The following is a 25758-nucleotide window of genomic DNA, read 5'->3' as shown; positions in this document are numbered from 1 at the left end:
ACCTGAAAAGCAAAAGCTTCCGGAAATTCCGAAAGCTTTAATCATTTATTCTCTATAAAATAGGCGTTTATTTTTTCACAAATTTAAATTGATGAGTCTGAAAATTTCTGGTATTTATCTTCATTACATATCCACCAGGGACAAGTTGAGAAACGTCAATCTTTGAATCAAACATTTCAGATTTTACCAAACGTCCGTCCATATTATAGATTTGGACAGACAATCCGTTGTCAATACCGGAAATATGTATAAAATCACTCACAGGATTAGGGAAAATCTGGATTCTATTTTTTGAATTTTCTGATGTTCCTAATGTTGAACTCTGCACATCACCGGTCATGGTAGAATTTACCGCGGTAAGGTTACCACCGCATTGTCCGCCTGTAGCTGTTGTATTCTCTATCCAGGTTCCGACAGTATTACCCGGAGGTATTGGAATGGAGTTATTTCCAGTTGAATTATAATAGATTAAAGACGGATTGGCAAAAGTTCCATTTCCATCATCTGCAATAAACTCCCATCTCGTAAGAGTGTTGTTCCACTGGATTTTAAAGTCACAGTTGCCTAATCCGCTGCAAGGTTGTTGATCATCAATAGGAGTTGTAATATAAATGTTCTTGTTAAAAGCATCTACTCCTGTTTTGTTAAAAGTATAAGTTGTATCATCAAAGTAATTAGGGCATCCCTTAAAGGTTATTGTCTGCGCAAAAGCTGAGCTTCCCAGGGCAAGACATACTAAGTAAAGAATTTTCATAACTGTTAGTTTTGTGATGGAAAGACTCCTACTAATGAAATAATGCATTTCAAAGTAATAAAAGGAGGTCTGTTTTCATGAGCCTGATTTCCTCCTGTATTGTTTACCATTGTACTCTTCATCGTAGTATTTGCTGTTGCATCAGAATACTCTTTGTCAAGAAGTTTGGTGTCTGCAGGAAGGCTATTGGTAGGGGAGTTTTGATTCCCTTCAGCAGTTACAGCATTTACTGTATGGCTATGCGCCGGCATTTGTGTCACTGTTAAAGTAACGCTTTCAGTTCCTCCGGTTTGTCCCATAGTATAAGTAGTGGGTCCTCCCGGAGCCTGTCCGTTATGAACAAGTACTCTTCCTCTCATATCCGGTAAAGCAAATGTAGTTGTTCCGTTTCCTCCGTAAGTTGTCCCCAGAAGTGAAAAAAGAGCTTGGTTTTGTGCTATGGGAAGGAGCTGTCCATTGCATTCTGCCCAGTTTTTGGGAACAAATGTGTAAGGTACAAAAGCAATTTGCCCTAAATATGGGTCTGATGCCTGAGCTTTTAAAGCAGGAGCAAATGCACTGCAGATTAGCAGTGTACATGCAAAAAATAAGTTTTTCATGATGACAAGGATTTTTAGTAATATAAAATTATAAAATATTTCCTATAAAATCAATCATAAAAAGAAAAACCTTTCATTTATTTAATGAAAGGTGGATTTTATTAGTTAATATTTGAATTTATATAGATTTTTTCTCTAATTTTTAAAAACTCAATAGGCAATACATATAATGGTTGGTAAATTGAGTATTCATCTTTAACTTTTCAAGTTATCTTTAAAATCCTCAATCCTGAAATCTGTCAAAGCATTTCCTTTTTCAATTTTTTCTTTGGAGTACAGCCTGAAATCGTTTTCTGTTTTTTCTAAAAGATAGTCATAAGGGCCTATATGAGAAATTAATTTTACCAAAACCGGAGAAATCTCAAGACAGATAAACAATCCCATGATAAAGGATGCGGCAAGTCCTATAATTGCAGAGTTTTTTCCAAGCTCATCCAACGCCTGAAGCCTTGCAGCAAAACCATTGAATTTATCTTCAAAAGTCTCTGTAGATTTTCTTTCGGTTTCCAGATTGGTATATACCTTGGATATTTCTTTATCCAAATAATCCAGTCGTGGAGTGGCCTGCTTTTGATAATTTTCCAGATCTTGTCTGCGCTGTTCTTTTAATTCCTGTTTACGTTTGGCATTAGGTCCATAGCCTTCCTTTCCACTTGTTAAGCCAGATTGTTTTCCCAGAATTTCTTTCTCAAGTTCTACCGAAGCAGAATCATATGATTTCTGATATTGCGCAATTTTTCCTGAAATCTGTTGTTTTTCTGTTTCAAAAGGTCCGCTTTGCTGAAGAATTCTTCCGCTCATCTCCCCTTGAAGCTGTTTTTTATTCCTTTGGATAATGGTATTCAATTGCTTGTTAACCTCTTTTTCAAAGATTTTAAGCTCTAATGGTTTAGAAATAATAATTCCTAAAAACGTAGCAAGAATAAGACGGGGAATGGCCATCAGAATCTGATTCCACCAGGTTCCGGTTTTTTTGATGGAAGAAACAATATAACGGTCAAGATTGAAAATCATCAATCCCCATAGAATTGCAAACCCCACTGAAGCCCAGATATTGTCAAATACAGTATACATAGCATACCCTGCAGATAAAGTGGCAAATACCGCAGTGAAAAGTACGATTCCTCCAATCCCGGAAAATTTATTCCATTCACTTGGAGTCTTTCTTAAAATATGGATGTTCCCTCCGGAACAGACCATCAGAAACTTTTGGAACCAGTTTATTTTATGAGTTCCTTGATTTATAGTTTGTTGGTTTGTTTTCATAGCTGAAAATTTATACAAAGGTAATACTAAAAATCATACCAATGTTAAAGATAGTATTATGTTTTACCAAGTAACTACATATATCGGTATAAATTATTATAATCTAATAAGTTAAAGTTAGCATGTGAAAACTATAAACGGAAAGATAAAATTATTTCAACCTATCCGGATTCTGCTTCAAAAAACTCTCCCACCCAGAATACGATTTGGTATCCGCTATAGTTCCAGAATTAAAATGATGACATACCGCAACGGCAAGACCATCGGAAGCATCTAAGTATTTTGTGGGAAATTCCTTTAAGTTAAGAAGGTTTTGCAGCATTCCTGCCACCTGTTCTTTACTTGCATTTCCGTTTCCGGTAATGGCCATTTTGATTTTTTTTGGAGAATATTCAGTGATCGGAATATTTCTGTAAAGACTGGCAGCCATAGCAACTCCTTGTGCACGGCCAAGTTTCAGCATACTTTGTACGTTTTTTCCAAAGAAAGGAGCCTCCAGAGCTACTTCGTCAGGATGAAACTCGTCGATGAGAGACAGAGTTCTTTCAAAAATATATTTAAGCTTTGTTTCGTGATTAGGATATTTCTTCAAGATGAGCTCATGGATAGAAACCATCTCCATTTTTCCTTTTTTTACGGAGATAATACCAAATCCCATGATGGCTGTTCCCGGGTCAATCCCTAAAATTATTTTCTCTGAAATCATTGCCTCAAAGATAGGACTTTCTAAGTTTTTGAGGGATGAAAAGTATTAAAAGTGGTTTTTATTTATATTTAAAACTTTAGTAACTTTAAACAAAAATGATTATGAAAAATCTATTTAATATGTTAATTGTTCCTGCCTTTCTGTTATGCAGTTTCCAGAAAGAAAATGAATTATCACAAGATAGGCAGCTGGTTCAGACAAAAGTTACAGTAAAGAGTGACCGTATTATTTATTTGTTTTTCAAGGCGGATAAGGATCAATCAGGAAATGTACAAATAGCTCTTCAGAATACTAAAATTGCAGAGGGCAGATTGAAGCACATCGCTTCTTTTGATAGAAATGAAGTTCATAAAGGAGATCTTATCATCACATTGGCAGAGTCGGGTGGAAAAGAACTGGCGAAACAGCTTGTGAAAGACCCTTTAAATCCTGAGCTGGAAGTTTATGAAAAAGAAGGAATTTCCAGACATAAAGCTTCCCTTCAAAATACGGAGTTCAGTGCCCGGTTTTCTTATTCTGGAAATGTTCAGCTCGTGAAGGTGGAGAAGGCAACAGAGGATGGGGTACAACTATTATTCACACAAAAACTATAATTATGAAAAAAACTATATTATCCCTTTTTATCGGAAGCTGCTGCTTTGCCCAGACATTCGAAACAGTTCCGCTTTTGCAGAACGGAGACAATAGCAAGCGTGTTATTATTGCAGTGCTGGGAGACGGATTTACCGCTGCACAGCAAACTGCTTTCACTACATCGGCTCAAAATACCATCAATTATCTTTTTACAAAAAGTCCTTATACAGAATATAAAAATTACTTTAATGCCTACGCCGTAAAAGTGGTTTCAACAGAATCAGGAGTGAAACATCCGGGAACAGCAACAGATGTTACAGAGCCTGTAATCCCTGTATCCAATCCTAATAATTATCTTGGATCTACTTTCGATGTGGGAGTACATAGATGCATCTATAGTAATACAACCAATAAAGTGGGGCAGGTTCTTGCTGCCAATATTCCAGATTATGATATCACTTATGTATTGGGTAATTCTACCGAATATGGCGGATGCGGAGGAACTTATGCTTTTGCTTCCTTAAATGGATCTGCCAATGAGATTGTTGTGCATGAGCTGGGGCATTCTTTCGGTAAATTAGCCGATGAATATTGGTTTGCCGGCTCGCTTGAATCCGCAAATAAAACACAGAACTCAGACCCTGCCACTATAAAATGGAAAAATTGGGTAGGGTTGAACGGAGTAGGAGTGTATCCTTATACCGAAAGTCCAACATGGTTCCGTCCCCATCAGAGTTGTGAGATGAGATATCTTAACCAGCAGTTTTGTTCTGTGTGTAAAGAAGCGATTATTGAAAAGATACATACTCTGGTTTCTCCTGTAGATTCTTACACTCCGGCAAATAATACTTCCGTGGATGCTACCACAAATGTTACTTTTACTGTCACTGAAATTCTTCCTATTCCTAATACATTGGTCAATACGTGGAGTCTCAATGGAACGGTTCTGGGATCTACAGGAAGCTCTATTACCATTACTCCTGCACAACTTAATAGCGGAAATAATACGTTGACATTTTCTGTCGTAGATAATAATCCACTTTTGAAAGTAGATAACCACAGTACGCTTCATATTACAAACGTTTCCTGGACACTGACTAAATCTACTCTCAAAGTTTCAGAAGTAAAAGCTGAAGAAAGACGTTTTAGTATCTATCCGAATCCTACAGACGGAGAATTTTATATTAAAGGAAAGCAGGAATTTTCAAAAGATATAAAAATTGAAGTATATGATGCTTCCGGAAGGCTTATTCCATCTAGATTTGAATTGAAAGATTCCGGAATAAAGGTTGATATTAAAAACTTCCCGGCAGGGACTTATCTATTGAATGTAAAAGAAAATAAGAACCTGATTATTTCTCAGAAGATTATAAAAGAATAAACTTAACTGAACCGGCTCCCACAGCCGGTTTTATTTTTGCAGTCTTTTTTCTGCAATAGGAACCCATTGCCCCTCATGGCGTAATAGTAAAATTTTGTCAACTAAGAATTTAGTTTGGTATTTCTGTTCTTTATATTTTTCCAAGGCTTTGAGGTAATTTTCCCAGGTCAGATCTCTGTATCCTACAGTCATGTGCGGAGTGAAAGAATATTTTGCAAAATTAAACTGCTGTTTCACATTGTGATAAATTTCTGTCAGGTATAAATTTTCTTCCGGTCGAACAAATAATACAGGATTTTTGGGATTGGGGAAACTTCCAAAACCGTTCAGTTCAATAGTAAAAGGATCCATCGCTGTATTGATCTTCTGGAAAGCAGTATGAATATCACTTTCCAGCTCAATTTCTCTGGAGAAAGGAGGGAAAAGAGTAATGTGGGCTTCATTTTTCAACGCTTTCGAATTGGCATAATTAATTGCCAAATCTCTTTTAAAAACTTTTACTTCTTCTATGATCTCTTGAGGAGGATAGATTGCAATAAAGTACATTTTTTTCATAAGACAAATTAAAATATTTTAGATTAAAATTATATACATAAGAAAATTATGCATATGTTTGCAATGTATAGAAATCATTTAATGAAAAAGAACAGTCTTTATAAAGGTACCCTGCAGAATATTATTTTGAAGCTTCTTTCAAAAGAGATTAAAATGTATGGCTACCAGCTCACCCAAAGGGCAAAAGAGCTTACACAGGGAGAGCTTGAAATGACCGAAGGGGCACTTTATCCATTGCTGCACAAACTGGAAAGCGAGGGAATGATTATTTCCGAGCTTCAGAAAATCAATGGTAGAGACCGGAAATATTATCTGCTGACTGAAAAGGGTAAGAAACAACAGGCAGAAAAAGAGACTGAGATGAAAAGTTATTTGTTAAATCTACAGACAATTTTCAATATATGATAACCGAAGCAGAGGAAAGTAAAGTCACAGATTATCTTGTTGCTCAGCAGCTTTCATTGGATATTCTTGTGGAAATCAGGGATCATATGATGAGTCAGATTTCAGATCTGCAGTTCAATGAGAATTTGAGTTTTGAAGATGCTTTTTTAAAGATAAAAGAATCCTGGAATGGAGAGTTTAAGATGGTCAATTATCTGTTGTTTTATCCGGAGAAAATACCTTTGATTGCGAAAAGAATTATTCAGGAAAAATATAGTGGCCTTTTCAAAAAATCTTTAATAATAAGTACTTCAGCTTTGGTGATTAATCTGTTGCTGATCTTTATAGCAGGAAATCAAGAGGAATATCAGCTCTTTTTCAGACTGCTAAACGGTTCGTTTGTACTGATGACCATATTGGTCTGGATTTTTAATTATAAAATCTGGAAATATATAAAGGCTGATTTTAAATATAGGGGAAAATGTCTGTATACCATGTATCAGCAGAACCTGGGATTGATGGTTGTATGTACTACCTCAATGACTCAGGTAGCGATGAAGAGCGGATTTTATGGTTACCAGTTTATCAAAGAACAGAATCATAGTGATGTTTTCATGACCTCGATCACCTTGATTCTTCCATTTGTACTACAGATGGCCCTTGTTTTTGCTGTATTGAATTTTCTTGAACATAAAAAGAATTTAATAAAAATGAAGGAATTCATTAAAATCGCGTAGATGTATAATTAAAACTAATGTTTTGATCTAAGCTGTGTAAGGGTATTCTCAAGATGATCTGTAATCTTTTTTACTTCAATATGAGGTCTGAAGATCACGCCCTTTCCTTTTTCCTCATCTGCAATATTAGACAGAATGATCACAGACGTTTTGGTCTCAGGATAATAGATGTTTAATGAAGGAGATCCCTTGATATAGCCACTGTGAAAATAAGAATTAGGCTGCCCAATATTCAGCATGATTCCGTAGGCATAGCCCATTTTCCCAAATATGGCATGATGCCTTTCCGCACTTTTTGCCATAAACAGTTTCAGGGTTTCGGGTTTTAAAATTTTTCCGCCATACAAGGCATTGTTCCATGAATGAAGATCCTGAATAGTTGACAATATTCCGCCGGCAGGAGTTCCTATTTCCCGTCCGCCTAATCTTCTTGGCATATTGGGAACTTCTGAAAATTTAGCAGGGGTACCAACATAAGCACTGGCAAAATTATTTCCCTTAAAAATATCTCCTGTGGAAGAATGGGACATCCCAGCTTTTTTAAAAAGCTCCATAACATTCTCATCATATGATTTACCCGATACCTTTTCTACAATTTTTCCAAGGGTATTAAACCCATCGTTGGAGTAGAAGAAATCTGATCCGCTCTTAAACATCAGCTTTCCACCCATCATGTTCAATCCTGAAGTATGGTTTAATAGTTGGTGAATCGTTATGTTTTCATATTCCTTGGTCTGAAATTCCTTGAGGTATTTTGAAACTTTATCTGTCACATTCAGTTTTCCCTGTTCCATCTGGAGTAAGGTCAGAACGGCTGTGAACTGCTTACTTACAGACCCTATGGCAAAAACGGTACTACTGTCAATTTTAGTTTTTTTCTTAAAATCTGAATAGCCGTTTTCTCTTTTGTACAATGTAGTAGAATCTTTAAAAAAGGCAATACTTCCATTAAAATGATACTTTTTAAAAGCAGAATCAATCTGTTGCTCTAAAAGGGTTTTCTGAAAAGCGGAGATGGTAGAATCAATAATTGCTTTTTTATCAACAGGAGGAGCTGATGGCGCTTCGGTTGTACAGGAAAACAAGAAACAGAAAATGGAAAGGAATACTAAATTTTTTATCACTGGTGTTGTATTTTTAAATAATGATTGTACTCTTAAAGATACTAAAATATCCAGAAGAGCAGTAAGGGATACAAATTGCGTGCTAGAAAGAGGTTTGGGATCAATTTAATCCGGATTTAATATAACTTTAAAAAGTATTGAATAGATGATCTGTCATAAGATCATGAAAGTAGATTTGAAAACGAGTCAGTTTTGTGAGCGGGATAGCCAATGGAAAAGATATTCGGCTGGTCGTCGGGATTATGAATGAAATGATCGCCAAATTAAAATAATAGATTGAAAAGCCTGTGTATGAATGTTCACAGGCTTATTTTAACAGCAGGTCACAGAACCAGAAAACATAGTCTCCATCTTCTTCAGGAGATGTTTTAGGCTTGGGATAGGTTTTCTTTACCGTTTCTCCAATTTCAAACGGAACCGGGTTTTTAAAAATAGGTCCGTCAAAAGTAAAGGTGTGAAACTCCCCGTTTTCACCGCAGGGATCTACATTTGCAGGGAGATCATCAAGAAACTTCTGATCTATGATTCGTCCTGCAAAACTTTGATCAAGGTAAGATCCGTTAACGCAGGTGACAATTGTTTTAAACCCTAATTCTAAAAATTCATGGATGAGGTTGGAGGTGCCCTGTTTCCAAAGAGGGAATACGGCTTTCATGCCGATTGCATTGAGTTGGTCTTCACGATATGTACGCAGGTCTTCCAGAAAAATATCCCCGAAAACAGAATGGGTAATGCCCTGAGCCTGAACTTTAGCCATCGTTTTACTCATAATTTGCTGATATTCTTCCATGGACGGCTCTTTGGGAAGCTCCATTTTAATTAAAGGAATTCCGAGGCTTTCCGCTTGTTTTTCTAAAAGAGAAACGTGAACACCATGCATAGAGATCCTTTGAAATTCTGCATTGATGCTTGTAAGCAGGGTAGAAATTTCATATTGGTCTTCCTGAAGGGTTTTGTAAAGGGCAAGAGCGGAATCTTTTCCGCTGCTCCAGTTGAATAAAGCTTTTGGTTTCATGTAAAAATAAAAATCTCTCAAAAATAGGGAGATTTTATGGTTGATGCGATATGAAATACTACTGCCGGTAGGATACGATGACTCCGTTTTCTACATCATATTCTTCAAAGAGTTCTTTCGCATAGGCTTCCGTAAGAAAATAAGACCGGATATTGTTTTTCTTTTTATTTTCTTCATATTCTTCCTGGGAAATTTTTTCACCATCAAGAAAATATAGAAAGTCGTTATTCTTTGGACTGGGGTGTAATTCTTTTGCTTTATTCAGATCTAGATTTATAGGCGAATCATCTTTAATTTGCCTGTCTTCAGCAAAAAGAAAATATTTGTTTTTGTTCCATTCATCATTCTGATCTTTTGGACCTTCAATCACAAAGATGTTTTTTAATTTGATATCATCGGAAGGAATATTTATATAATTTTCATAGCCCGAACTGAATTTTTTGGTGGGAGTAAGAATTGTAATAAAATAATTTTGATTTAAGATTTTTTCATTATTCAAAAGGTTAACTTTCAGATTTCTGGTAATATTATGCTTTGGATAATATCCTTTTGATCCGTAAGGTGGTTCATCTACTGGTTTTGGTGCATAGACAATAAGTCCATCCAGATTATCATAGTTTCGGAGGGTATCCATTTTTGTTTTTTGTGCCTGGATATTGGATGTTAACAGAACGGAGAGGAAAATCCCTCCCGCTACTTTACTAAAAGGAATCTCAGATAAACTGTAACTGATAACTGGCTTTTTATCAGGAGTAGATATTCTGCCAGCCTGAATTCTTCCACAAATGGAGTCATTGGATTGCAATAATACTTTGATTTCTTCATCCGTTTTTTGCGTAAGATCATGGACTTTCTTTGAGCAAAAACCACAAAAACTTCCACCAGGAATGTCCTGCATATTTTCTCTGCCTACATGACATAGCTCATTGATTCGAAATTCTTTTTCCATGATATCAGTTTTGTTTAGATTAAAAATACAAAAAACTCCTGAATAGATCAGGAGTTTTTTAATCATAAAGGAGATTTCTTTATTTTGAAGCTGGCTTTCCGTAGTTGTTGATTGGGCTTGTAATATCAAGCTTTTCCTTTTCCGCCTGTTCTCTTTTTTGTAGTTCTTCAACATTTCTAACCATATCGCTTTTGTTAGAAGTTTTTACAGGAGATGTTTTGCATGAACTTACTACCACAAAAAGACCCAACACCGAAATAATTTTAATAAATGTTCTCATTCAAATTTTTTTTTCATGGCAAATATATAGTAAAGGTCAATTCATTTTTTTGCTTTTAACAAACATTGTGACTAAATATGCTGGAAATTGGGAGTTTTTTCACATTAAAAATAACAAAACCTCAAAGAAATTTCTTTGAGGTTTAATGTATAAAAAATGTATGTCCAACTACGGGCTTACATATTTCTTCTGTATTTACCGCCTACTTCAAATAAAGCGTTGGTAATTTGTCCCAAAGAACAGTATTTTACGGCATCCATCATCACACCAAATAAGTTTTGCTGATTGATAGCTGCATATTGCAATTGTCGCAATGCTGCCTCAGACTTATCTTCATTCGATTTTTGGAAATTATGAAGCGTTTCAATCTGAACCTGTTTTTCTTCTTCCGTAGAACGGATCACTTCTCCAGGACGAACTGTTGGTGAGCCGTCTTTTCCAAGGAAAGTATTAACCCCGATGATAGGATATTCTCCGGTATGCTTCAGCCATTCGTAATGCATAGATTCCTCCTGGATTTTAGAACGCTGATACATGGTTTCCATAGCTCCAAGAACCCCTCCTCTTTCTGTAATTCTGTCGAATTCTGTATAAACAGCTTCCTCCACAAGATCCGTCAGTTCTTCAATGATAAACGATCCCTGTAATGGATTTTCGTTTTTAGCCAATCCTAATTCTTTGTTGATAATCAGCTGGATTGCCATTGCTCTTCTTACAGACTGCTCAGTAGGAGTCGTGATCGCCTCGTCATAAGCATTGGTGTGAAGTGAATTACAGTTATCATAGATCGCGTAAAGCGCCTGAAGAGTCGTTCTGATGTCATTAAAATCAATTTCCTGAGCGTGTAGAGAACGTCCTGAAGTCTGGATGTGATATTTCAGCATCTGGCTTCTTTCGTCAGCTCCGTATTTTAATTTCATAGCTTTTGCCCAGATTCTTCTTGCTACACGTCCGATTACTGAATACTCAGGGTCGATGCCGTTAGAGAAGAAGAATGATAAGTTGGGTGCAAAATCATTGATATCCATTCCTCTTGACAAATAATATTCCACATAGGTGAAACCGTTTGCTAAGGTAAATGCCAGCTGAGAAACCGGATTGGCTCCTGCTTCTGCAATATGGTATCCTGAAATAGAAACTGAGTAGAAGTTTCTTACTTTTTCTGTAATGAAATACTCCTGAACGTCACCCATTAATCTCAGGGCGAATTCAGTGGAGAAAATACAGGTATTCTGAGCCTGGTCTTCTTTTAGAATATCAGCCTGAACGGTACCACGAACGGTAGCAATCGTTTTAGCCTTAATTTCAGCATAAGCTTCAGCTGGAATAACTTCATCTCCTGTAATTCCTAATAGTTTTAACCCTAAACCGTTGTTAGACGGAGGCAGTTCACCATTGTATTTTGGTCTTTCCAGACCTTTATCATCAAATTTTGCTTTTAAAACAGCCTCAACTTTAGATTCCAATCCATGTTGAGCGATATATTTTTCAACATTCTGGTCAATGGCTGCATTCATAAAGAAAGCCAGCAGCATTGGAGCAGGTCCGTTGATTGTCATTGAAACTGAAGTCAATGCATTCACCAAATCAAACCCTGAATACAGTTTTTTTGCATCATCCAGTGTTGCAATAGAAACTCCTGCATTTCCGATTTTACCATAAATATCTGGTGGTAAAGCAGGATCCTGACCATATAAAGTTACAGAGTCAAAGGCTGTAGACAAACGTTTTGCAGGCATTTCTGCAGAAACATAATGGAATCTTCTATTGGTTCTTTCCGGTCCTCCTTCTCCGGCAAACATCCTTGTAGGATCTTCACCTGTTCTTTTGAAAGGATAGATTCCTGCTGTAAAAGGAAATCCTCCAGGAAGGTTTTCCTGACCTTTCCATTTGATCAGATCGCCCCAGTCGGTATATTTTGGTAAGGCAATTTTTGGAATTCTTAAGTGGGATAAAGATTCTGTTGAAGTCTCAACTTTAATTTCTTTTCCACGAACGAAATAAGAATAAAACTCTTCATGGAAGGCTTTTTTCGTATCATCCCATGTTTTTAGGAAGTCAATATTTTCCTGTTGAAGATCTTTTTCTGCCTTTTGATATTCGGCATCTAAAATTTCGTTGGAAATAATATTTTTTACTCCATCAATATGATACATTTTTCTGGCTAATTCAGCCTGTTTTTCAACATTAGCATCATATATTTTGTTGTTTTCAACAATTTCAGATAAATAACGAACCCTTTTTGGAGGAATGATGGTTACTTCTTCTGTAATTTCCTGTTCAACAAACGTTTTTAGTTGTAAGTCGGAGAATTTATCGTTTACTTTTGAAATTAATCTGTTGTATAATTCTGTTGTTCCGTGATCATTAAACTGAGATGCTTTTGTTGCATAAACAGGCATATCGTCTAATGGGCTTTCCCACAATAAATGGTTTCTCTGGAACTGCTTTCTTACAGCTTGTAGAGCATCAAGAGCACCACGTTTGTCAGATTTATTTAAAGCAACCAGATCCGCATAGTCTAACATGTCGATTTTTTCCAGCTGCGTAGAGGCTCCATATTCAGGAGTCATCACATACATGGAAACATCCGCAAAATCAGAAACTTCAGAACCTGACTGTCCAATACCTGACGTTTCTAAAATGATAACATCAGGATGAGCTAATTTCAAGACATTCAATGCAGAATGAATGAACGGAGAAACGGAAACGTTATTTTCTCTGGTTGCCATAGAACGCATATAAACCCTCGGGTCATTGATCGCATTCATTCGGATTCTATCTCCCAATAGAGCACCTCCTGTCTTCTTTTTCGAAGGGTCGATAGAGATAATAGCAATTTTTTTATCAGTATTTGAACGTAAGAAACGTCTTACCAATTCATCTGTTAAAGAAGATTTACCCGCTCCACCAGTACCTGTGATACCAATAATTGGAATAGTTAAACCTTTAGATTTTTCGTCGATTGCTTTTACAAGCTCAGGTTTTTCTTCCGAGAAATTCTCAACTGCAGATATGATTTTAGCAATGCTTGTGGAATTTTCAAAGCTAATAGAATCTAAATCATCTGCCGTTACTTCTTTCCCTGTTGCAAAATCTGATCTGTTGACCAAATCATCAATCATTCCCTGAAGACCAAGCTCACGGCCATCATCCGGAGAATAAATTCTGTCGATCCCGTAATCCATCAATTCTTTGATTTCTTCCGGAAGAATTACACCGCCACCGCCGCCAAAAATTTTGATCTGAGGTGAATTTTTTTCCCTTAAAAGGTCATAGATATATTTGAAATATTCATTGTGACCTCCCTGATATGAAGTTAATGCAATGGCATTGGCGTCTTCCTGGATTGCTGTATTCACAACTTCCTCTGCTGATTTATCGTGTCCTAAGTGGATCACTTCGCATCCTGTTCCCTGAATAACACGACGCATAATATTGATCGCAGCATCGTGGCCATCAAATAATGAGGCCGCAGTTACGATTCTTACCTTGTTGGTTGGAGTATATTTTTGGGTTTCCATAAAAATTCTAGAAAGTTTCTAAGTTTCCAAATATAACAATAAAAAAAGAACCGGGTGTTTGAATTTATTGTTCTGATTATCAGGTTTCTGATTGTGTTTATTTAATTATATGTCCCCTTTTTGAGTTGGATACTTTGAAAGTTTGGAAACCACAGAATTAAAATGAGTTGCGTGAACATCGTTTTCAAATGAACAGATCTTATATTCTCAAATTAAATTCTCTACTTTTGCAGAATATTTTTACAGACATGCAAAAAGCTTTGATGTACTTCGCATTGGGAACAGTAGTAAGCTTCCTGATCAATTATTTCTTTATAAGTTCAGAGAATATCGGACTGGATATTTATTATGCTTTTGCCTTTGGCTCTGCCTGGGGAATTGCTTATTATCTGGATACTCCTAATTTTACACTGCCCAAGAAATTAGGCCTGTCATTTTTAGCGATGGGAATTCTGGTTCTTATAGGAGCTTTGATTTTTAAACTAGAACTGGCGATTCCTTCTATCCTGAAATTTTCCACAGTTTTTGTCGCCTATTATCTATTTGCAAGCTTTAGGGCAAGCAAGTCGTTAAGAAAATAATAATAAATAAAATAAATAAGGCTGTCAAATGTGACAGCCTTATTTATTATTAGTGGATCATCAGGAAGCTTACCAGGGCAAGGCCGACAACCAAAATCATAAATGCCATAAAATTAATGGTCAGTAAGGCCATACCAATGATCATACTTACTAATCCATGGGAATGGTAAACCCGGCGGTGGGCGATAAAGAAATATCCTATGCTGTATATTGACAGTGATATTATTATTAAATACAAGAATATATTAATCAGTCCAATGCTTGTAAGATCTACCAGTTTTGCGAGTAGGAATATAAATAGAATAGTCAGTAATAGGAATGAGAAATAATGCAGTGTAAAAATTCCGTGATCGAAATACCACCATTTTTTCTTATTGTGAAAAATCCATAAAAAGAATGCAAACAGCGGAAGATAGATGAAAAGCGCCTTTGGCATGTTATGGAAAGATTTTTCCGCCAAATTTTTAAAGATTTCTGCTTTTGTAAGACCATTTTCCTTTAGTTCGAAGAACTTGTGAGCTAATGGAGTTTGTATAAAATCTAAAGCTGATGGGTCTTTAGCCGTTGCAGAGTCGTAGGATTTTTTTGTTCTATATCCTCCAAAATTAACATCTGCATCGATTTTCTTATTCATTTCAAAGGTTTCTTTGAGATCGTTTATCTTAACAGAATCAGATAATAATGTATTAATTTTTTTTATCGTTGCCGAATCTCCCCGACTGGGATTTTTTTCCGCTTTTATACTGTCGAGTATTTTCTGCGTCTCTGCCACTTTTATTTTGTCGAAAAAACTTGGTGTATTGTGACTTCCGGCATCTTTTCCTTCTGATAAATTAATATTGATCATCGGAAAAAGAGCAAACATGAAAAAAGTAATGAAACTGACAAAAATATAGAGTTTTACAGGAGGAACGAATTGCTGCCTCTTGCCTTCCAGATAGGTGTTGGTAAGTTTTCCGGGTTTAAAAATTAGGTTTTTCAAGGTTCCCCAAAATTGTCCGTCATAATGGGTGAAATCTTCAATAAAGTGGGTGAAGAGATAGTAGAAAGGCTGTCTTCGTTCAGTGTTTTCCTGCCCGCAATGGGGACAAAACCTTTCTTCAACCTGGTGTCCGCAGTTCAGACAGGTTTTATCATCTCTTAGTTTTCCGTGGCTCATGAATTATTAATATGATTGATACAAATATAATTATTTCAATGAAACAGTAGTTGTATTAATGTGTTTTACGGAAATCTTTAAAGTAAATTTAATAAAAGAAAGAGTTGAGGGAATAAACTCTTTGCTTTGTCATGTGTGTTTTTAGAATCTTCTGAGCGTTTTTTTCATCGCCACAACATTTTTCAAGATTTATGCCAAACGTATTAATGATGTTAAAATCTATTAAAGGTCAGTACTATAACAGATATTCTATAGATTAAATAAAATATGTTTTTGGGTTACAAAAATAATTTGTACCTTTGCACACCCTTTTAGGGGTAAATTATGTTTAATCTTTAACTAAAACGTGTGAATACATTAAGTTACAAAACTGTTTCAGCGAACAAAGCTACTGCTAATAAAGAATGGGTTGTGGTAGACGCTGAAGGACAGCCGTTAGGAAGACTAGCTTCTACGGTTGCAAAGATTTTGAGAGGTAAGCACAAAACGAACTTTACACCTCACGTAGATTGTGGTGATAACGTGATCGTTTTGAATGCTGGGAAAATTACGCTTTCCGGAAATAAGTGGGCTGATAAGACTTACATCTGGCATACAGGTTATCCTGGTGGACAGAAGTCTATGACTGCGGCTGAACTTCAAAAGAAAGATTCTTTAAAGGTATTAGAGAAATCTGTAAAAGGTATGTTACCTAAAAACAGATTAGGAGCTGCTATCCTTAAGAACCTTTATTTATATGAAGGAACTGAGCACAAACATGAAGCTCAACAGCCTAAAACAATTAATGTTAACGAATTTAAATAATTAATTATGTCTATAGTTCACAAAATCGGAAGAAGAAAAACTTCTGTAGCAAGAGTTTATGTAAGACCAGGTTCTGGTGTTATTACAGTAAACGGTAAAGATGCTGCAACTTATTTCTCTACAGACGTGATGGTTTACAAATTAAACCAACCGTTTATCCTTTCTGAGACTGTTGGTCAGTACGACGTTACCGTAAATGTTTTCGGTGGTGGAAATACAGGTCAGGCAGAAGCTATCAGATTAGGTATTTCAAGAGCTTTATGCGAGATCAACGCTGAGTTCAGATTAGCATTAAAGCCTGCTGGTTTACTTACAAGAGACGCAAGAATGGTGGAAAGAAAGAAGCCAGGTCAGAAAAAAGCAAGAAAGAGATTCCAATTCTCAAAACGTTAATTTTCAGACTTCAGATACAAGATCTCAGATTTCAGAATTTATTCGGTCTGTTGTCTTATATCTAAATCTATTTATCAAAACAAAAAAATTGCCCGTTACGTTTAGCATCCAAACGCTTCTCCCATCTAAAGAAGTTGTTGATTGTTTAAAAGACGGAAAGTAAACTAACAAAAACAGAAAACATGGCAAAAGCAAATGTAAAAGACCTTCTAGAGGCTGGTGTACACTTCGGTCACATGACTAGAAAGTGGAATCCAAATATGGCTCCATACATTTTTATGGAGAAAAATGGTATTCACATTGTAGACTTACATAAAACAGCAGTTAAATTGGATGAAGCGTGCAGCGCTTTAGAAAAATTAACTTCTGCAGGTAAAAAAGTTCTTTTCGTAGCTACTAAGAAGCAAGCGAAAGAAGTTGTTGCAAAACACGCTTCTGAACTTAATATGCCTTATATTACAGAAAGATGGCCAGGTGGTATGTTGACGAACTTCGTTACTATCAGAAAGGCTGTAAAGAAGATGAACTCTATCGACAAAATGAAAAAAGACGGTACGTTCGAAACTTTATCTAAAAAAGAAAGATTACAAGTTGACAGACAAAGAGCTAACTTAGAGAAAAACTTAGGTTCTATCTCTGACATGGTTCGTCTTCCTTCTGCAATCTTCGTTGTAGATATCTTGAGAGAACACATCGCTGTAACTGAAGCTAAGAAATTAGGTATTCCAGTTTTCGGTATTGTTGATACAAACTCTGACCCTAGAAAAGTTGACTTCGTTATCCCAGGAAACGATGATGCTTCTAAATCTATCGATATGATCTTGAGCATTGTTTCTGATTCTATCAAAGAAGGTCAGTCTCAAAGAAAAGCTGATAAAGAAAAATCTAAAGAAGAAGGAGAAGTAGTATCTGCTGATAAAGATGCTGATTTCGATGCAGAATAATTAAAGATTTTCTTTAATATAGGAAAAACGCTGGATTTATATCCAGCGTTTTTTTATTATTTATATACTAAGGTTTCTTAGGGCATACCGTAAATTCTGGAAAATCTGGATCTGTAGTTGGAACAACTACCCCGATTCTGCATACACCGCTGCAGCACATTTCTCCAATTTCCAAATTACAGCCGTCTATACAGCTTCTGTATCCTCCTTTGATTGTTCTTAGCTCATTTCTTGAGACTTTTTTTAAATTTTTCATGGTTTTAGTTTTAGTTTTTTCCTACTCTATGTGCTTTTCGGAATCCGCAATTGTATTTCTAAATATATGTAAATATTTATTATGTGTATGATTTTCAGAATAATATTTTGGTTTTACATTGTTTAAGCTTTTGATAGGGGATTTTTGTATAGTTTCTTACAATCTGAATACTGTTTAAATATGAGCTTAGGTTTACAACTCTTTGTTGATGCTTATGACTTTATTAAGCATTTTAAGATCTCTGAATCTTTAGATGTAGCTTTCATTTAGATAGCTCAAAAACAGTATTGTTCTGCTGTTTTCTGCTTGCCTATTAACTTTCCAGATAAAATATTATATTTATTCATTAAAAATAAAAACCCACAGAGTTCTGCGGGTTGTATATTATTTTGAAAGTTTTATAGAATAGGAGGTGGTTACAAATTTTGTACTCTGATAAGCCGAGTTGCAGATAACTCCGGATAACCTGTAGTTTTGATTTTTTGGAACCATTGTATATCCTGTCTTTCCAGCACCTATAGGGATTTTCTTGAAGAAATTGTTCCCGCTTACAGTAAGTACCATATTGCAGGGAGATTTGTTTTCTACCGATATAGAGGTCTTAGGATTCTTGGGATCATCACTGTTGAGGAGATCATTAAGAACTTCGGCTGTTTCCGGCTTATAGCCCTTAATAAGCTCGTTATATTCTCTTTCTGTATTGGCTGTGCTGCCTGAATTATTGGTAGGGTAAGATGTTCTTACCGGATAACCTCCATAATTTACATTACAGCTGGTAAGAATCATTGAAATTCCGGTAAAAACGAATAGTTTTTTCATCCTATTTTATTTTTTGGTTTCTCTTTTTTCAAAGGTTTTTTTTCCGGTTCATTATGGGTAGATTTCATTTCTGTCTCAGTCTGTCCCGGATTACCTATCGTTACAAATATACTTTTTTTAATGTCTTTCTGTGAAATGTATTTCATATCGCAGATATTACTGTTGAGCGTATAGGAACCCTTATTGAGCACAATAAAATTTTCTCCACGAGCAGGAACAGCAAGATTGTAGTAATCTTTTCCTTCAATTCGCAGTACGATATTGCAGTCCGAATTATTTTTGAATAAAAGTATCGCTTCCTTACGGGTAATATCTTCATTGAACATTGCATTCAGAAGCTTCGCCGTTTTATCCTTGTGTTCAGAAGATGTTTCAGTGATGAGTTTTTTAAACTCTTCAGCATCGTCTGAATTTGGGTTTCTCATAATGCTTTTAGGAATATCGGAGATAACAGGCCTTGCTTCCATAGGTTTGGCTGTACGGGCTCCTTTTGTCCATTCTGCATTTTTTAAAGCGATCAGCTTTGGTTTTAGCACACTTTTCTTAGGATCGTCAGGGTGTGCGTTCTTCAGGTATTCTTCAATTTCTTTGATGTTTGTGTTTTTTAGAATGTCTTTATTGCTTTTTTGGGCATTTGTAAAGACGGGTAGTAAAAAAGTGAAGAATAAAATCGTTGAAATTTTTTTTTTCATCAAGCTTGTTTATTTCATCAGCTTATCCGGAATTTAATATAAGTAATTGTTTTTCCTTTAGCCGAGAACAGCTCTTCATAATACGTTTTGATGTCTCTCAAATGCTCTGTATTAGGATCGTATTCAGGTGCCCCATAGATATCATGGTGCGCGCTGATGATTTCATAGCCTGCTCCCTGTAAATATCCCAGTGTATACCCATGCAGAAATTCTGAATCGGTTTTCAGATGAATGATACCTCCTGGCTTCAGGAACTTTTTATATCGGTTTAAAAAATCCGGATGTGTTAATCTGTGTTTTGTTCTTTTATATTTTATTTGTGGATCCGGGAACGTAATCCATATTTCATCTACTTCATTTTCAGCAAAAAAATAATCAACGAGTTCGATCTGAGTTCTCAGAAAAGCGACATTATTCATGTTACTTTCTACAGCTTCTTTGGCACCAAACCAGAATCTAGCCCCTTTAATATCCACTCCTATAAAATTCTTTTCAGGAAATGTTTTTGCAAGTCCTACAGAATATTCTCCTTTCCCACAACCTAATTCCAATACAATTGGATTCTCATTTTTAAAGAAATTGTCTCTCCATTTTCCTTTAAGGTCGAAACCTTCTAAGGCCTCTTCTCTTGTAGGTTGTATTACATTTGGTAATATTTTGTTTTCTGTAAATCTTGCTAATTTATTCTTGCCCATTGAGTTATAAAATGAGTGCAAAAATACTAAAAATTTATGGAGAATCTCTGTCTTTTGGAGGTAAAAGACAGAGAACTAATTCGTTTATGATTGAGGTTATTGGCTTCCTAAAGCGACCATAATGGCTCTTTGTATCGTTTTTTGTGAGGCATATTGTGCTCCGCAAACCAGACTGGAGAAAAGATACTGGCCTTTTTCTATGACAATGGAACCTTCACCCTGAGCCGGTACTGCCAGTCTGTATTTCGTAGTACCTACGCCTTCCATTCTTACAATGATATTACAGTCTGATTTATTTTGAATCATGACAATGCACTCTTTAGCATTAGGATCATTATCAAATAAAGAATTGAGAATTTTTACTGTTTTGTTTTTATGTTCTACAGGAGAGACAGCCATCAGCATGTTGAATTCTTCTGCTTCAGCATTGGGAACTGCAGTATTAGCCGTTGGATTCACAACATAGGTATTCTGAGCAGTGCTTGGAGTATAAACAGTAGTAGGCTGTTTCGCTGCCAGCTCAGCTTTATACTTTGCAATTTGTTTTTGTTTGATGATCGCATTCATTTCATCAAAAGTGATCTTTGTAGAAGGTCTTCTTCTCAGCATAGCAAGCATTTCCTGCATGTCTTTTACCTTCTGATCAGCAGGGTGTGCATTTTTGATGTATTCTTTCATCAGGTCCATTACCTTTGGTTTCAGAACAGATCTTCGGGGATCATCTGGATGGGCATCTCTTAAAAATGCATTGATCTCATAGATATTATTACTTTTTAGAATATTACTATAATCTTTGCCTTTTTTTTGAGCAGACACCGTAAAAAGGAACATGCAGCCAAGAAGTAAAAGTACTTTTTTCATTAATTAATATTAAATTAGAATTGGTGTTTCTCATTTAATTTACGTTTTGCGCTGGTTAGTTTTTATTTGGATAACGAAATATAAGTATTTTTATTTTAAACACTTATTCGTGAGATAAATTTAATATATTTTTGAATATTATAGAAATATATGTGGTAAAAATTGAATAATATATATTTGAATGAACTGTAGTAAAGGTCTGGGCTAAATTTTTATTGTTTCATAAAAAAAATAATCCATGCGTGAAACATGGATTATTGTATAGTCTGATTTGTTTTTTCTCGGAATTTTTAATTGCTGCTTACAACCTCCTGAAGATGTGAGCTTCTAAGTCTCTTCTGATAGATCGGCAGATATTTTTCAATAGGAATCTTTACTGCCTCAAAGTTACCAGCTAATACATAGGCCTGGATGTTTTCAGAGGTATAAACGAACTGAAGGAAATTATCAATTAAATTCTCAGGAATTTTGAATCTTGTAAAATAGTCTTTTCCTAAATAATTTTTGATCTGGGCAACGGAGGTGTTCATTCTTTCGTAAGCCTGGTAACGCTGCTTTTTCTTTCTATCCCCGGAAAGAATATCATAGATGCTTTCAAGGCTGAAGGTCAATCCGCCATCTCGTAGTCCGGCAACAGGAAGTTCCGGTGGAGTTCCGTCACCTTTTGGCTCAGGAAGACCAATGACTTTCTTGAGAGCATATGCTTTATCTTCTTTTCTTAACGAATTGACATCATACCGAAGGTTTCCGGTAGGTTTGAACCTGCTGAGGACAATTTCCTGAATTTCATAATAGGCAATTTTAAGCTCAACCAGATTTTTCTGCGTCATCGATTGAGGCGTTAGCTTTATGTCTTTTCTTTCGGTAACAATAGAGGTAAACCGGATTACATCTCCAGGGTTAGCCGGAATCTTAAAATTACCATTGTAGTCCGTAAGAACGGTTTTTTGTATAGTCAGGTTCGTAACATATACCTGATTGAGATATAAAATAGAGTTGTCTCTCAGAAATACCTCTCCGGAATATATTTGTGCATTCATTTTTGCCAGAAAAACCAATAGCAGCAGAGTAAACAGTTTCTTCATATAATGCGCAAAATTACATAGAAATATAGCAATTTTGCCTAATTAGATGATGAATAGTGGTTAAAGTTATATTAAACTTTGGGATTTAATTGTTAAGGACTGTTAGAAAGTTGCCATTAACTTAAAAAAATAAAGATTCAAATAAAAAAACCGGAAGAAAGGAACTCTGAGTTTTCAGTTATTCTTTCTTCCGGTTTCCTTGTGTTATCTGTGTTTTACCAATAGCCAGCTCGAATATTTTACCGTAAGAGCAGAACCATACTCTGTCCAGGTGATAAAATACCAGTAGGTGGCTGTAGGAACATATCTTCCGCCTATTCTTCCGTCCCAGGTATATCTGTTTTCGGGAGTTCCTCTGAAGACCTCAGCACCATACCTGTCAAAGATCCGGAATACAAGATTTTCATTGGCCATGAGAGCAGAATAATCGATTCCCTCGTTATAACCGTCTCCATTTGGAGTGATGGTATTGATCAGATTAATTATGGCAAATGGTTTTTTGACTTCCTCACACATTTTAGAGTCTCTTACAAATACATTGTGAGCCCCTCTGGGTACGTTGTAAAAAACATTGGAACTCTGCCATACCACACCGTCCAAAGAATATTCATAAGGTGGTGTACCTCCGCTTACTCCCACTTTTACTGTTGTTCCGTCGATTTCAATAGAAGTAATTATAGGATTTGGCAATTCTGTAACGTTCACATACTGTTTGTAAACGCAGCCATTGAAGGTAAGCTCTACCCAATAACTTCCCGGAGCAACATTGGTAATGGAAGGAGTGGTAGCTCCTGTACTCCATAAATACCTTTCGAATCCAGGCCCTGCATCTAAAGTAGTGGTTGTCTTTGGACAAATAGCCTTATCTTTTAATACATCCGATTTTTTAGGAATCTTAATATTGATTTTAAGGGTTGCCACTTCCGGACATACTCCATTTTTTTCAAAACGGATATAATACGTTTGAGAGGTTGTAATATTAACCGGTGATGAGACGATATTCACATTGTTCTGAGCATCTGATAAAGTGGCGTGGAATGTGAAAGTAACATTCGGGTCTAATGTAAACTGAGGGATAAACTGTGCTAAATTGACACTTTTTATTCCATCTAAATCATCATCACAAACACTTTCTGTAACAGTTTTGGTGATCAGTGGTACTTTAGCTCCAATACTGAACTGCAAAGGTTTGATGACAGCAGCACAGCCGTCCGGAGAATCTACTCTGATGTAAATAGTCGTTGTGGCTGTATAACTCCAGCTGTTAGGAAGCGTATTGATATTTCCTGCGTTGGCGTCTGCCAGGTTTGCATAATACCTTACATTGGTAAAGAAATTAGGGTTATTGAGAACAAGAGGAGTGACATTGGAAAGGATAACGGTAACCGTTCCATCCAGATTATCATCACAGAAAATACCATTGTAGTTATCTAAAACAATCGCTTTATTGAAAAGAGATAATGTGATTTGCGCTATACTTTTACAGCCTATATTGTTTTTGACAACTGCATATATGATGTTACCATTGGGTGCGGTATAAGCTGTTGTATTGGTGATTAATGCGGTTGCGTTTTCATTCTGAGCATCCAAAAGAGTAGGGTAATAAGTAATTGTAACAGGCGAATTACTAGTCACGTTTGCTGTAGTGAGGTTGAATGTTCCCTGTCCGTTTATGTCACAGGCAGTTAAGGTCGTATTCATGACAACAAGTGCCTGGATATTAATCGTAACGGTTATCGTTTCACAATCAGGAAAGTCCGGATCATTTCCGCAGAATGTATACGTGAATGTGTCTGTTCCTGCTGTTCCGGGAGTTGTCACGGTATAAGTAATGATTCCTGTGGTTGAATTTACAACTGCAGTACCCAATGCAGGTGCTGTTGTAATCGCTACAGTGTTAGGAGCAGGTGTTTGTGATGAACTACTGAATGCAGGTGTTATAGTCTGTGTAGTACATACATTGTAGGCTGCATTGGTCAGTTTTGTACAGTTCAGAACTTTAAGTTGTTGGGTGACTAAAGGCGCACAGCTACCCATCGTTACAGAACAGGTGTAATATCCAGGTAGTGTAGGAGTGAGTGAAGAAGCAGTAGCTCCCGGAATAATTGATCCGTTTCTGTACCATTGATAGGTATCGTAGATAAGAGGATCTACGGTAAGAACTGCCCCCGGAATACATCCGTCCCCTGATTTTAAAATAACGGGCTGTGTGGGGAAACCAGCAAAGAAACCTCCGTATCCTACAGCATCAGTCCCAGCAGTGATTCCTGCCATAATGGCTTTGTCTGAAACGACTGTAATGGTTCCCGTCACATTAGGAATTCCATAGGTTACCCAATTGGTGGTTCCTGTCATATTGTAAGGACCTGTGATCGCAAGAGGGGTAGCACTGTTTACGGTAACGGTAGCTCCTCTTTCCGTAATAAGGTTGAGCTTTGTAGGGATGTTGAGACCACCTGAAGGATTACCATTGGAATGAACAAAATTTTCATTAATAAGTCCTAGTTCATTAATCTGTTTGGGAAGGTAGCAGTTCAAAGCCGGAATAAAATTGAATCCTCCGGTAGCTGTTTCATTTCCCGAGTTGGAATCTCCTGCTAAAATCTGATAGACATAGGTATTTTTGGATGTTTTTAGATATAAATTATAATGTCCGTTTCCCTGAAGGATATATTTGGAATCTGGTATAACATAATATTTTCCTGCATTGATAGTCGCTATAGGAGGAATTTCATTATTAACAAAGATCTGGGTATTGTCTTCAGTAGCAATCACAACAGCGCCTTCCATATTGGATCCTATAGGTCCGTTCCCTTTTACAAGAGCAAATTCATTCCCCAGTCTGTTGACAGGTACTGCCTGATCCATTAAAATGTCCGAACTGGAAGGGAAGTTTCCGGCATATTGTCCGTTAAAATTCCCGTTGGTGATATTGACGGGTTTGTTTGAAATGATTTTTGAACCAATGAAGCCGTCAAAATTTCCTGTTATATTTCCAACCCCATCAATAATATAAGATTGTCCTTTGTTTAAGGTGAACGTCATTGTAGGATTCGTGGCTCCGGTCGTCCCGTTGGAAAACTGAACGGTAGGGGTGTATCCGGAAATAGTAACGGTGGTATTATCTTCTGTTGCCAGTACGCTGGTCATGAAATTCAGAATATTGTTGCTCACAGTGATAGGAGCAGAGGCGGCATAAAAGCTTGTTCCTGTAGAAGAAATTCCTTTGGAAGTAATGATCTCAGCATGATTGAATACCGAAAACCTTAAGTTGGCATAAAAAGGAAATTCTGCTTTAAGGTATAATCCTTTGGTGGTAGGAGTAAATAAATCCGTCTGCAGAGTGGTGATAATATAATTTCTTAATACATCGAATTTCTGTGGATTATTTTTACTGATATTCACCGTTCCGATCAGTACGTTATTGTTATAAATACTTACGGGAAAAGGAGTCGTTCTGCTGGTGGATAAATACAGTTTCTGATAAGGATTGGTAGCACTTGTCCTATCCATCATAGGAGCAAACCAATGCTCTCGGTCCAATTGGGCAAAAGCAGAGGTGAAAAAATAAAATATAAATAAAAAAGATAGAATTTTCTTCATTCAGTAGTAGTATTTATCA

At 36.3% G+C, this 25758-nt stretch carries 26 protein-coding genes; 8 read left to right on the top strand and 18 right to left on the bottom strand.

Annotated elements, in window-relative coordinates; translation table 11 throughout:
- Positions 1-67: 67 nt before the first annotated feature.
- The 4 genes from DBR39_RS21780 to ruvC form a co-directional block, all read right to left on the bottom strand.
- Complete coding sequence (locus DBR39_RS21780; protein ID WP_124536637.1) at positions 68-754, bottom strand: T9SS type A sorting domain-containing protein; 687 nt, start codon at positions 752-754, stop codon at positions 68-70.
- A 5-nt stretch (positions 755-759) separates the two neighbouring features.
- A complete protein-coding gene (locus DBR39_RS21775; protein ID WP_124536636.1) occupies positions 760-1353 on the bottom strand; it encodes a phage tail protein in 594 nt (197 codons plus the stop codon).
- Positions 1354-1548: 195 nt separating this feature from the next.
- A complete protein-coding gene (locus tag DBR39_RS21770; protein WP_124536634.1) occupies positions 1549-2619 on the bottom strand; it encodes a DUF4407 domain-containing protein in 1071 nt (356 codons plus the stop codon).
- A 151-nt stretch (positions 2620-2770) separates the two neighbouring features.
- Entirely contained in the window at positions 2771-3325 is a 555-nt protein-coding gene (gene ruvC, locus DBR39_RS21765) for a crossover junction endodeoxyribonuclease RuvC (RefSeq protein ID WP_103231265.1), read from the bottom strand.
- A gap of 101 nt (positions 3326-3426) precedes the next feature.
- Here ruvC and DBR39_RS21760 point away from each other — a divergent pair, with 101 nt between their 5' ends.
- Positions 3427-3918 carry a hypothetical protein gene (locus DBR39_RS21760; RefSeq protein WP_124536632.1) on the top strand — a complete coding sequence of 164 codons (492 nt, stop codon included), beginning with the start codon at positions 3427-3429 and terminating at the stop codon, positions 3916-3918.
- Positions 3919-3920: 2 nt separating this feature from the next.
- On the top strand, positions 3921-5279 hold the full coding sequence (locus DBR39_RS21755; RefSeq protein WP_124536630.1) for a M64 family metallopeptidase: 1359 nt from the start codon (positions 3921-3923) through the stop codon (positions 5277-5279).
- 30 nt (positions 5280-5309) lie between these two features.
- Here the strand turns inward: DBR39_RS21755 and DBR39_RS21750 are convergent, their stop codons facing one another.
- The gene (locus DBR39_RS21750; protein WP_124536628.1) at positions 5310-5834 is read right to left on the bottom strand and encodes a 2'-5' RNA ligase family protein; all 525 of its coding nucleotides are present in this window, start codon (positions 5832-5834) and stop codon (positions 5310-5312) included.
- Positions 5835-5915: 81 nt separating this feature from the next.
- On the opposite strand from DBR39_RS21750, the gene DBR39_RS21745 reads away from it, so the two are divergent.
- Together DBR39_RS21745 and DBR39_RS21740 are read left to right on the top strand one after the other, a co-directional pair.
- Positions 5916-6239 (top strand): PadR family transcriptional regulator, encoded by a 324-nt coding sequence (locus tag DBR39_RS21745; RefSeq protein WP_103231261.1) that lies wholly within the window; start codon positions 5916-5918, stop codon positions 6237-6239.
- Positions 6236-6955, top strand: coding sequence for a hypothetical protein (locus DBR39_RS21740; protein ID WP_124536626.1), 720 nt, complete (start codon positions 6236-6238; stop codon positions 6953-6955). The genes DBR39_RS21745 and DBR39_RS21740 overlap by 4 nt, the downstream gene beginning before the upstream one ends.
- A 14-nt stretch (positions 6956-6969) precedes the next feature.
- On the opposite strand, the gene DBR39_RS21735 is transcribed toward DBR39_RS21740, so the two are convergent.
- The 5 genes from DBR39_RS21735 to DBR39_RS21710 form a co-directional block, all read right to left on the bottom strand.
- Positions 6970-8079, bottom strand: a complete 1110-nt coding sequence (locus DBR39_RS21735) for a serine hydrolase domain-containing protein (RefSeq protein ID WP_124536624.1) — start codon at positions 8077-8079, stop codon at positions 6970-6972.
- A gap of 307 nt (positions 8080-8386) precedes the next feature.
- On the bottom strand, positions 8387-9094 hold the full coding sequence (locus DBR39_RS21725) for a diphthine--ammonia ligase (protein ID WP_124536622.1): 708 nt from the start codon (positions 9092-9094) through the stop codon (positions 8387-8389).
- 58 nt (positions 9095-9152) lie between these two features.
- The gene (locus DBR39_RS21720; protein WP_124536620.1) at positions 9153-10043 is read right to left on the bottom strand and encodes a hypothetical protein; all 891 of its coding nucleotides are present in this window, start codon (positions 10041-10043) and stop codon (positions 9153-9155) included.
- A 79-nt stretch (positions 10044-10122) separates the two neighbouring features.
- A complete protein-coding gene (locus DBR39_RS21715) occupies positions 10123-10323 on the bottom strand; it encodes a hypothetical protein (RefSeq protein WP_124536618.1) in 201 nt (66 codons plus the stop codon).
- A 176-nt stretch (positions 10324-10499) separates the two neighbouring features.
- Positions 10500-13847, bottom strand: a complete 3348-nt coding sequence (locus tag DBR39_RS21710; RefSeq protein WP_124536616.1) for a methylmalonyl-CoA mutase family protein — start codon at positions 13845-13847, stop codon at positions 10500-10502.
- A 248-nt stretch (positions 13848-14095) separates the two neighbouring features.
- Between DBR39_RS21710 and DBR39_RS21705 the strand changes: the two genes are divergently transcribed.
- A complete protein-coding gene (locus DBR39_RS21705) occupies positions 14096-14428 on the top strand; it encodes a hypothetical protein (RefSeq protein ID WP_124536679.1) in 333 nt (110 codons plus the stop codon).
- A 49-nt stretch (positions 14429-14477) separates the two neighbouring features.
- Here DBR39_RS21705 and DBR39_RS21700 read toward each other — a convergent pair whose 3' ends face one another.
- On the bottom strand, positions 14478-15587 hold the full coding sequence (locus tag DBR39_RS21700; RefSeq protein WP_124536614.1) for a DUF3667 domain-containing protein: 1110 nt from the start codon (positions 15585-15587) through the stop codon (positions 14478-14480).
- Positions 15588-15935: 348 nt separating this feature from the next.
- Between DBR39_RS21700 and rplM the strand changes: the two genes are divergently transcribed.
- From rplM to rpsB, 3 genes are all read left to right on the top strand, one after another.
- Positions 15936-16391 (top strand): 50S ribosomal protein L13, encoded by a 456-nt coding sequence (rplM, locus tag DBR39_RS21695; RefSeq protein WP_027375420.1) that lies wholly within the window; start codon positions 15936-15938, stop codon positions 16389-16391.
- Positions 16392-16397: 6 nt separating this feature from the next.
- A complete protein-coding gene (gene rpsI / locus DBR39_RS21690) occupies positions 16398-16784 on the top strand; it encodes a 30S ribosomal protein S9 (protein ID WP_045501218.1) in 387 nt (128 codons plus the stop codon).
- A 182-nt stretch (positions 16785-16966) separates the two neighbouring features.
- Positions 16967-17728 carry a 30S ribosomal protein S2 gene (gene rpsB, locus DBR39_RS21685; protein ID WP_103247172.1) on the top strand — a complete coding sequence of 254 codons (762 nt, stop codon included), beginning with the start codon at positions 16967-16969 and terminating at the stop codon, positions 17726-17728.
- Between the two features lie 67 nt (positions 17729-17795).
- Here the strand turns inward: rpsB and DBR39_RS21680 are convergent, their stop codons facing one another.
- The 7 genes from DBR39_RS21680 to DBR39_RS21650 all read right to left on the bottom strand — a co-directional run bounded on the left by DBR39_RS21680 (position 17796) and on the right by DBR39_RS21650 (position 25739).
- A complete protein-coding gene (locus DBR39_RS21680) occupies positions 17796-17984 on the bottom strand; it encodes a bacteriocin-like protein (protein ID WP_124536612.1) in 189 nt (62 codons plus the stop codon).
- Positions 17985-18368: 384 nt separating this feature from the next.
- Positions 18369-18803, bottom strand: coding sequence for a DUF6759 domain-containing protein (locus tag DBR39_RS21675; RefSeq protein ID WP_124536610.1), 435 nt, complete (start codon positions 18801-18803; stop codon positions 18369-18371).
- Positions 18800-19495 carry a DUF6759 domain-containing protein gene (locus DBR39_RS21670; protein WP_228447891.1) on the bottom strand — a complete coding sequence of 232 codons (696 nt, stop codon included), beginning with the start codon at positions 19493-19495 and terminating at the stop codon, positions 18800-18802. The genes DBR39_RS21675 and DBR39_RS21670 overlap by 4 nt, the downstream gene beginning before the upstream one ends.
- Before the next feature lie 17 nt (positions 19496-19512).
- The gene (trmB, locus tag DBR39_RS21665) at positions 19513-20190 is read right to left on the bottom strand and encodes a tRNA (guanosine(46)-N7)-methyltransferase TrmB (protein ID WP_124536608.1); all 678 of its coding nucleotides are present in this window, start codon (positions 20188-20190) and stop codon (positions 19513-19515) included.
- Positions 20191-20286: 96 nt separating this feature from the next.
- Positions 20287-21051 carry a DUF6759 domain-containing protein gene (locus tag DBR39_RS21660; RefSeq protein ID WP_124536606.1) on the bottom strand — a complete coding sequence of 255 codons (765 nt, stop codon included), beginning with the start codon at positions 21049-21051 and terminating at the stop codon, positions 20287-20289.
- A gap of 290 nt (positions 21052-21341) precedes the next feature.
- Complete coding sequence (locus tag DBR39_RS21655) at positions 21342-22136, bottom strand: hypothetical protein (RefSeq protein WP_103231246.1); 795 nt, start codon at positions 22134-22136, stop codon at positions 21342-21344.
- Positions 22137-22340: 204 nt separating this feature from the next.
- Positions 22341-25739 carry a T9SS type B sorting domain-containing protein gene (locus DBR39_RS21650; protein ID WP_185147241.1) on the bottom strand — a complete coding sequence of 1133 codons (3399 nt, stop codon included), beginning with the start codon at positions 25737-25739 and terminating at the stop codon, positions 22341-22343.
- Positions 25740-25758 lie beyond the last annotated feature (19 nt).

Source organism: Chryseobacterium sp. KBW03, from assembly GCF_003852415.1.
Taxonomy (GTDB): Bacteria; Bacteroidota; Bacteroidia; order Flavobacteriales; family Weeksellaceae; genus Chryseobacterium; species Chryseobacterium viscerum.
The sequence above is the reverse complement of the archived record's forward strand: the minus strand, read 5'-3'. Positions and strand labels throughout refer to the sequence as shown.

Coding starts and splice junctions, on each gene's coding strand:
- DBR39_RS21780 (WP_124536637.1), bottom strand. CDS start 754: ATGAAAATTCTTTACTTAGTATGTCTTGCCCTGGGAAGCTCAGCTTTT.
- DBR39_RS21775 (WP_124536636.1), bottom strand. CDS start 1,353: ATGAAAAACTTATTTTTTGCATGTACACTGCTAATCTGCAGTGCATTT.
- DBR39_RS21770 (WP_124536634.1), bottom strand. CDS start 2,619: ATGAAAACAAACCAACAAACTATAAATCAAGGAACTCATAAAATAAAC.
- ruvC (WP_103231265.1), bottom strand. CDS start 3,325: ATGATTTCAGAGAAAATAATTTTAGGGATTGACCCGGGAACAGCCATC.
- DBR39_RS21760 (WP_124536632.1), top strand. CDS start 3,427: ATGAAAAATCTATTTAATATGTTAATTGTTCCTGCCTTTCTGTTATGC.
- DBR39_RS21755 (WP_124536630.1), top strand. CDS start 3,921: ATGAAAAAAACTATATTATCCCTTTTTATCGGAAGCTGCTGCTTTGCC.
- DBR39_RS21750 (WP_124536628.1), bottom strand. CDS start 5,834: ATGAAAAAAATGTACTTTATTGCAATCTATCCTCCTCAAGAGATCATA.
- DBR39_RS21745 (WP_103231261.1), top strand. CDS start 5,916: ATGAAAAAGAACAGTCTTTATAAAGGTACCCTGCAGAATATTATTTTG.
- DBR39_RS21740 (WP_124536626.1), top strand. CDS start 6,236: ATGATAACCGAAGCAGAGGAAAGTAAAGTCACAGATTATCTTGTTGCT.
- DBR39_RS21725 (WP_124536622.1), bottom strand. CDS start 9,094: ATGAAACCAAAAGCTTTATTCAACTGGAGCAGCGGAAAAGATTCCGCT.
- DBR39_RS21720 (WP_124536620.1), bottom strand. CDS start 10,043: ATGGAAAAAGAATTTCGAATCAATGAGCTATGTCATGTAGGCAGAGAA.
- DBR39_RS21715 (WP_124536618.1), bottom strand. CDS start 10,323: ATGAGAACATTTATTAAAATTATTTCGGTGTTGGGTCTTTTTGTGGTA.
- DBR39_RS21710 (WP_124536616.1), bottom strand. CDS start 13,847: ATGGAAACCCAAAAATATACTCCAACCAACAAGGTAAGAATCGTAACT.
- DBR39_RS21705 (WP_124536679.1), top strand. CDS start 14,096: ATGCAAAAAGCTTTGATGTACTTCGCATTGGGAACAGTAGTAAGCTTC.
- DBR39_RS21700 (WP_124536614.1), bottom strand. CDS start 15,587: ATGAGCCACGGAAAACTAAGAGATGATAAAACCTGTCTGAACTGCGGA.
- rpsI (WP_045501218.1), top strand. CDS start 16,398: ATGTCTATAGTTCACAAAATCGGAAGAAGAAAAACTTCTGTAGCAAGA.
- rpsB (WP_103247172.1), top strand. CDS start 16,967: ATGGCAAAAGCAAATGTAAAAGACCTTCTAGAGGCTGGTGTACACTTC.
- DBR39_RS21680 (WP_124536612.1), bottom strand. CDS start 17,984: ATGAAAAATTTAAAAAAAGTCTCAAGAAATGAGCTAAGAACAATCAAA.
- DBR39_RS21675 (WP_124536610.1), bottom strand. CDS start 18,803: ATGAAAAAACTATTCGTTTTTACCGGAATTTCAATGATTCTTACCAGC.
- DBR39_RS21670 (WP_228447891.1), bottom strand. CDS start 19,495: ATGAAAAAAAAAATTTCAACGATTTTATTCTTCACTTTTTTACTACCC.
- trmB (WP_124536608.1), bottom strand. CDS start 20,190: ATGGGCAAGAATAAATTAGCAAGATTTACAGAAAACAAAATATTACCA.
- DBR39_RS21660 (WP_124536606.1), bottom strand. CDS start 21,051: ATGAAAAAAGTACTTTTACTTCTTGGCTGCATGTTCCTTTTTACGGTG.
- DBR39_RS21655 (WP_103231246.1), bottom strand. CDS start 22,136: ATGAAGAAACTGTTTACTCTGCTGCTATTGGTTTTTCTGGCAAAAATG.
- DBR39_RS21650 (WP_185147241.1), bottom strand. CDS start 25,739: ATGAAGAAAATTCTATCTTTTTTATTTATATTTTATTTTTTCACCTCT.